This window comes from Cupriavidus numazuensis (genome assembly GCF_905397435.1).
Lineage (GTDB): Bacteria > Pseudomonadota > Gammaproteobacteria > Burkholderiales > Burkholderiaceae > Cupriavidus > Cupriavidus numazuensis.
In genome coordinates, this window is sequence record NZ_CAJPVI010000017.1 from 143,191 (window position 1) to 150,361 (window position 7,171).

The 7,171-nt window shown below is 65.0% G+C and carries 4 protein-coding genes and 2 pseudogenes; 5 read left to right on the forward strand and 1 reads right to left on the reverse strand.

What is annotated here, in order from left to right; genetic code table 11:
• Window positions 1-21 precede the first annotated feature (21 nt).
• Complete coding sequence (locus KHO41_RS15665) at window positions 22-3,531, reverse strand: pyruvate carboxylase (protein ID WP_211954193.1); 3,510 nt, start codon at window positions 3,529-3,531, stop codon at window positions 22-24.
• 323 nt (window positions 3,532-3,854) lie between these two features.
• Here KHO41_RS15665 and KHO41_RS41235 point away from each other — a divergent pair.
• The 5 genes and pseudogenes from KHO41_RS41235 to KHO41_RS15690 form a co-directional block, all read left to right on the forward strand.
• A pseudogene (locus KHO41_RS41235) lies at window positions 3,855-4,121 on the forward strand (ABC transporter substrate-binding protein); the annotation flags it as partial.
• Between the two features lie 436 nt (window positions 4,122-4,557).
• Window positions 4,558-4,971: an IS66 family insertion sequence element accessory protein TnpA gene (tnpA, locus tag KHO41_RS41895; RefSeq protein ID WP_407065378.1), complete on the forward strand. Its 414-nt coding sequence runs from the start codon at window positions 4,558-4,560 to the stop codon at window positions 4,969-4,971.
• On the forward strand, window positions 4,965-5,312 hold the full coding sequence (gene tnpB, locus KHO41_RS15680; protein ID WP_211954195.1) for an IS66 family insertion sequence element accessory protein TnpB: 348 nt from the start codon (window positions 4,965-4,967) through the stop codon (window positions 5,310-5,312). The genes tnpA and tnpB overlap by 7 nt, the downstream gene beginning before the upstream one ends.
• A 36-nt stretch (window positions 5,313-5,348) precedes the next feature.
• Complete coding sequence (gene tnpC / locus KHO41_RS15685; protein WP_211954196.1) at window positions 5,349-6,860, forward strand: IS66 family transposase; 1,512 nt, start codon at window positions 5,349-5,351, stop codon at window positions 6,858-6,860.
• 17 nt (window positions 6,861-6,877) lie between these two features.
• Window positions 6,878-7,171, forward strand: a pseudogene (locus KHO41_RS15690) (hypothetical protein); the annotation flags it as partial.

The window sequence follows — 7,171 nt, forward strand, 5'->3', positions numbered from 1 at the left end:
CTGGCTGCCTGCCATCCAGGGTTAATCCGTTCCCTTCAGCTCGATCAGCAAGTCCTTCGCCGACACCCGGTCACCAGACTTCACATGCACGGCGGCGATCTCGCAGTCGCGCTCAGCCGCGATGTGGGTTTCCATCTTCATGGCTTCCAGCGCGATCAGCGTCGTCCCGGCCGCCACGCGTTGGCCCGGCTGGACCGCTACGGTCACGATCGAGCCTGGCATCGGCGCGGCGATGTGCAGCGGATTCTCGGGGTCGGCAACCGGACGGCTGTGGCGCGACGTGCCGGCCTGCACGGTGCTGCGCTGCTCGATCACCGCCGTACGCGACTGCCCGTTCAGTTCGAACTGGACCTTGATGTTGCCCTCTTCGGCGTCGGCATGCGTGCCCTGCAGCGAGACCAGCAATGTCTTGCCCGGCTCGATGTCGATGCCCACTTCTTCCTGCGGCTGCAGGCCGTAAAGGAAGGCCGGCGTCGGCACCACCGAGGTATCGCTGTAGGTGCGCACGTGCGCGTGATAGGCGACGGCCTGCTTGGGATACATCAGGTACGACGCCAGTTGACGGTCGTCGACTGGCTGTTCGCAAGCCGCGCTAGCTTCGGCGCGTGCTGCGTCGAGGTCAACCGCCGGGATCTGGTCGCCCGGGCGGTAAGGCGCGGGCGGCTCGCCGCGCAGCACCTTGCGCGACAGTTCCGCGGGGAACCCATCGGGCGGGAAGCCCAGCTCGCCCTTGAACAGCGAGACCACCGATTCAGGAAACGCAATGTCCTTCGCCGGATCACAAACATCGGCCGCGCTCATGTCATTGGCGACCATCATCAGCGCCATGTCGCCGACCACCTTGGAAGTCGGCGTCACCTTCACGATATCGCCGAACATCTTGTTGACATCGGCGTAAGCGCGCGACACCTCGGTCCAGCGATGCTCGATGCCAAGCGAACGCGCCTGCTCGCGCAGGTTGGTGTACTGGCCGCCGGGCATTTCGTGGCGGTAGACATCGGCCGTACCGGCGCGGATCTCCGACTCGAACGGCGCGTAGTAGCGACGCACGCCTTCCCAGTACATCGACGCCTCGTGCAGCCGCTCCAGGCTCAGTCCGGGATCGCGCTCGCTGCCGGCCAGCGCTGCCGCGATGCTCGACAGGTTCGGTTGCGATGTCAGTCCGCTCATCGCATCGAGCGCACCATCCACCGCATCGCAGCCCGCCTCGATGGCGGCCAGCGCGGATGCGGCCGAGATGCCGCTGGTGTCATGCGTGTGGAAGTGCACGGGCAGGCCGGTCTCTTCCTTGAGTGCCTTGACCAGCGCGGCCGCGGCCTGCGGACGGCAGATGCCTGCCATGTCCTTGATGCCCAGCACATGCACGCCGGCCTGCTTCAGCTCGCGCGCGATGCCGACGTAATACTTCAGGTCGTACTTGGGACGGGAGCCGTCGAAGATGTCGCCGGTGTAGCAGATCGCGCCTTCGCACAGCGCGCCGCTTTCGCCCACGGCATCGATGGCCACGCGCATATTGCGCACCCAGTTCAGGGAATCGAACACGCGGAACACGTCCACGCCGGCGCTGGCGGCCTGGCGCACGAAGAACTTCACCACGTTGTCCGCGTAATTGGTGTAGCCGACCGCATTCGAGCCGCGCAGCAGCATCTGGAACAGGATGTTCGGCACCCGCTCGCGCAATTGCTCAAGACGCTGCCACGGGTCTTCCTTCAGGAAGCGCAGGGCCACATCGAACGTCGCACCACCCCAGCACTCCATCGAGAACAGCTGCGGCAGCTCGCGCGCGTAGAACGGCGCGATCGGCAGCATGTCGGCGGTGCGCATGCGCGTGGCGAACAGGGACTGGTGCGCATCGCGCATCGTCGTGTCGGTTAGCAGCACCCGCTTCTGCTCGAGCATCCATTGCGAGAACTTTTCCGCACCAAGCTCGCGCAGCAGATCGCGCGTGCCGGTCGGCAGCGGGCTCGTGGCGTCCACTGCGGGGAGCACCGGCGCGGGCAGCGGCAACGACGGCAGCGAGCGGCCGGTCATTTCGGGATGGCCATTGACGCATACATCGCCGAGATAGTGCAGCAGCTTGGTCGCGCGATCCTGTCGCTTGGTGAAGGCGAGCAGTTCTGGCGTCTTGTCGATAAAGCGCGTGGTGACGTCGCCGGCCTTGAACGACGGATGGTTGATGACGTTTTCGAGGAACTGCAGGTTGGACGCCACGCCGCGGATGCGGAACTCGCGCAGCGCGCGGTCCATGCGCCGGATCGACTCGGGAGCGGTTGGTGCCCAGGTCGTGACCTTGACCAGCAGCGAATCGTAGTACGGCGTGATCACCGCGCCACCGTACGCCGTGCCGGCATCGAGTCGCACGCCGAAGCCAGCGGCGCTGCGGTACGCGGACAACCGGCCATAGTCGGGCAGGAAGCCGTTCTCGGGATCCTCGGTGGTGATCCGGCATTGGAGCGCATGCCCGTTCAGCGAAATGCCCGCTTGTTCTGGCACGCCCGCGGCACGCACCACGATCTTGCCGTCGGCATCGCGCGTGTTCTCGGTCATGCCGATATGGCCGCCTTCGGTGATGCGGATCTGCGCCTTGACGATATCGACGCCGGTGACCATCTCGGTGACCGTGTGCTCGACCTGGATGCGCGGATTGACTTCGATGAAGTAGAACTGGCCGGAGTCGGCATCCATCAGGAATTCGATCGTGCCGGCGTGCGTGTAGCCGACCGCGCGCATCAGCCGCATCGCCGCATCGCACAGCGCTGCGCGGCCGGCGTCGTCGAGGTACGGCGCAGGCGCGCGCTCCACCACCTTCTGGTTGCGCCGCTGCACGGTACAGTCGCGCTCGTACAGGTGCACCAGGTTGCCATGCGTGTCGCCGAGCGCCTGCACTTCGACGTGGCGTGCATTGCGTACCAGTTTCTCGACGTAGACCTCATCGTTGCCGAACGCGGCCAGCGCCTCGCGCCTTGCGGCCGGCAGCAACGTTTCGAGATCCTGTTCGTTCTCCAGCATACGCATGCCACGCCCGCCACCGCCCCAGCTCGCCTTGAGCATCAGCGGATAGCCGATGCCGGCTGCCAGGCGCTTGCATGCGTCCAGATCTTGCGGCAACGGGTCGGTGGCCGGCATCACCGGCACACCCGCCTCGATTGCGGCATTGCGCGCCGCGACCTTGTTGCCGAGCTTGCGCATCACATCCGGCGACGGGCCGATCCAGCGGATGCCGGCGTCCATCACGGCTTGCGCGAAATCGGGGTTCTCCGAGAGGAAGCCGTAGCCCGGGTGGATGGCGTCGACCTTCGCCTGCCGTGCGATGCGCAGGATGTCGTCGATATCGAGGTAGGCCGCCAGCGGCTTCTTGCCCTCGCCGACCAGGTAGCTTTCATCCGCCTTGAAGCGATGGAGCGCGAGCCGGTCTTCCTTCGAATAGATGGCGACCGTCCGGATGTTCATCTCGGCGGCAGCCCGCATCACGCGAATCGCGATTTCTGATCGGTTGGCAATCAGCAGGGATTTGATTGGAGCGTAGTTCATAGCGCACAAAGGAAGGGGCGGCCAGGGTTGAGGTGGCCCATCATGGTCAATTGGGTGCGGTGCCTCGTCCCGGGGGGACGAGTAGGCGAAGGCCGGTCGGGGACTAGCGCAAGAAGCAGGCCAACGCCCGCTGCAATCAAAGCTCCTTGATTTCTATGGTTTTTTTGGCAGGTGTGCGCTTTGCGGTTTCGTCAATGAAATGCACGGTTTCACTGTTGAAATTGAACACTCCGCCAACGTTACCCGGTTACTTTAGAATTGGGCGGCACGCGGTGCTACCTCATCGCGGGGTGCCGATTCATCGTCTCGCCGGCCTGATCCCGATGCTCCCTTTCTTGCGACGACTACTTTCGGCAAGCTTGACTGCGATGTTGCTGGTCTGCGCTTGCAGCTACGCGCACGGGCAACAGGTTGTCAAAATTGGCGTGTCCAGCCCTCTGACCGGAATTAACGCCGCTCATGGCAAGGACATGCAGAACGGCGTTCGTCTCGCTATTGAAGAAGCCAATGCACAGCAATTCAAGCTGGGCGGCAAGGATGTCCGCTTCGAACTCCATGCGGTCGATGGCCAGAGCGACCCGCGCATCGGGAAAATTGCGTTCGATGCGAACGGCGACCTGAAGAACCCGACCTCGACGCTCTATGAAGTCAAGGATGGCCGCTGGGTCCCGGTCACCACGGTGGGGGCCGATTGAGGCCGATTGAGGCCGATTGAGCTGATGGCGCGCCAATGACAAGCGGAAGGGCATGCAAGCCATCGAGGTCAGCGCAAGGGTCGACTGGTTCCTGGCAGAGGGCTGAGAGCAGCGCCCTGGCTTCGCGCAGGTCCGCGGTGTCGAAGCCTTCGCTGAACCAGCCATAGCTTTCGGAGAGCAACGGGCGGGCCTCTGCCTGCCGGCCCTGCTGCAGCCACAGCCGACTCAGAGACACCGCAGCGCGCAATGCGTAACCGTCAGCGGAACCCGTCTGGCGAGTAGTGGGCGGCGATGAGAAGGTAGAGGCTTCACGATCTCTGGGAGTGAAGCGATGGCCGATCAGCGGGAAGGTAAGAGCGGACGATCTGGGTCAAGGTATGACCGCCACGATGAGGCTTTCTGGCGCGATCTACTGGCGCAATGGGGTCACAGCGGCGGGAGCATCCGTGCCTTCTGCCGGCAGCACGGCTTGGCGGTCAGCACTTTCGGCTTGTGGCGCAAGCGCTTGAGCCACGCGCAGCAATCGCCGGTGGCGCCGCCAATGTCTTTGACTGCGGACACAGCATTCATCGCCGCGGCAACGGTTGCAGTGCCGACTGTCGTGCCGGCGAGCGACCCGCTACCGTCGAAGTCTCGCGACCAGGTGGTCGTCACGCTCGGCGGCGCACGTATCGAGCTGAGTGGCGTGCATGCCGAACGCATCGTGCGCTTCGTGCTGGGGCAGTTGGGAGGCGGCCGGTGCTGATCGGCGGCGATGTGCAGGCTTTCATCTGCCGTGACGCGGTCGACATGCGCAAGTCCATCGACGGCCTATCGTATCTGGTGGAGCCGTTGCTGGCCAAGAGTCCGCTGTCGGGGAACCTGTTTGTCTTCGTCGGCCGCGATCGATCGAAGGTCAAGATTCTGTATTGGGACCGCACCGGCTTCGCGTTGTGGTACAAGCGGCTTTCGCACGGCCGGTTTCCATCGCCCGCGACGCTAGCCCAGCGTGGCTTCACGCTGGCCGAACTGAACGCCTGGCTCGAAGGCATCGAGATCCCGGCGGTTCGACCCCACCGCACTGTCACGGCCACGCGCGTCTTGTGACTTGTAAACCTGTCGGCGCTGGCGCATCATGGCACCATGCTTCCGGTACTGACACCCTCCGACCTGCCAGCCGATCTCGAGGCGGTACGTACTCTCGCGCTGGAGCAGAACCGGCTCGCCCGCACGCTGTGGGAGCAACTCGAGATCCTGAAGCACCAGGTCGCGCAGCTTAACCGCGCGCAGTTCGGCGCCAGTTCCGAGCGTCTGCCGGGGCAGGCCGAACTCTTTGCGCAACCGCTGGACCTGCCTTCACCGCCGGCGACGCCGGAGGTGAAGGTGGCGTGCCACACCCGCAAGGGCCGCCCGGCCTTGCCCAAGGACCTGCCGCGCACGCGCATCGAATACGACCTGTCCGAGGCGCAGAAGGCAAGCTTCGACTCCCTGGAGCGCATCGGCGAGGAGCGCAGCGAGACGCTGCACTACGAGCCGGCCAAGCTCCGCGTAATCGAGCACATCCGCTTCAAGTATGTGGCCACCAAGGATGGCGAGTCCACGATCGTGACCGCCGCCGCGCAACCCTCGCCGCTGCCCAAGAGCAACGCCAGCGCCGGGCTGCTGGCCAGCATCCAGGTCGACACCTTCGTGGACCACCTGCCGATCAATCGGCAGGAGACGCGCTATGCGCGCCTGGGCGTGCACCTGCCAAGGGCTACCCTGTGCGAATGGAAGCTGGCTTCTGCCGAGCTGCTGGCCACGCTGCTGCCGCCGTTGCGCAACCACGTCCTGCAGGCGCCGCGGCTGCACCTGGACGACACCACGCTGCCACTACTCGAGCGCGGGCGCACCACTACCCGACAGACCTATCTATGGGGCTACCTCGGGGCCGGGCAGCGGCAGGAGAACGGCTTATGGGTCGACCACCCGCCAGCGGTGCTGTTCGAGTTCGCTGAATCCCGCGCCGGCGCCCATCCCCTGAACTTCCTGCGCGACTATCATGGCTACCTGCAGGCGGATGCCTACAGCGGCCACGATGCGCTTTACCGTACCGGCCGGATCATCGAGGTCGGATGCTGGGCGCATTGCCGCCGACGCTTCTTCGAGATCGCCAAGGCCCAGAAGACACCAGGGCTGGCCGCGCAGGCATTGGCGTGGATTGGCAAGCTGTATGCCATCGAAGCCGGCATCAAGGACAAGTCACCGGAGCACAAGCTGGCGGTGCGCCAGGCCGATGCTGTGCCGTTGCTGGTGCAGTTCCACCAGTGGCTGCAGGGTAACGCCCATGGCCTGCTCGCCAGGCAGCCGCTGGCACAAGCCTTCGGCTACGCGCTGCGGCACTGGCAGGCGCTGGTGCGCTACACCGAGAGCGGCATCCTTGAGCCCGATAACAATCGCCTCGAGCGCGCGATCCGCCCGATTGCCTTGGGCAGGGCGGGCTGGATGTTCGCTGGCTCACCGCGCGGCGCGCGCGCCGCTGCCACGATGTATTCCTTGCTCGGGACCTGCCGCCTGAACGGCATCGAGCCCTATGGCTGGCTCAAGGAGACGCTGGAGCGCCTGCCGGCCCACCCGATCAGTCAGGTCCACGAACTGTTGCCGCTGGCGCGCTAACCGCTACACTGCGCGTCATGGACATCCCTGACGCTCTGCGCCTGGCCCCAAGTGCCGACCTGTACCGCCTGTATCTGACCATCGGGCGAATGATCAACGATCCCAAGCGTATCCTCGAGGTCCGCAGGCACCTGCATATCGGTATGACTGTGGATTACGTCGCCGACGATCTCACCCAGCCGGTGCGCCAGGGGCGCATCCTCGAACTGCGTCAGACCCAAGCGGTGGTCCAGGACACCACCAGCGGCCGCCACTGGATCCTGCCTTACGCCGCCGTGCTCGCCGAGCCCACTAGCGCCGCGCAGCAACCG

What these genes read in the sequence shown, in the direction of transcription:
- KHO41_RS15665 (WP_211954193.1), bottom strand. Translation starts at nt 3,531, where the DNA reads ATGAACTACGCTCCAATCAAATCCCTGCTGATTGCCAACCGATCAGAA.
- tnpA (WP_407065378.1), top strand. Translation starts at nt 4,558, where the DNA reads ATGGCCGATCAGCGGGAAGGTAAGAGCGGACGATCTGGGTCAAGGTAT.
- tnpC (WP_211954196.1), top strand. Translation starts at nt 5,349, where the DNA reads ATGCTTCCGGTACTGACACCCTCCGACCTGCCAGCCGATCTCGAGGCG.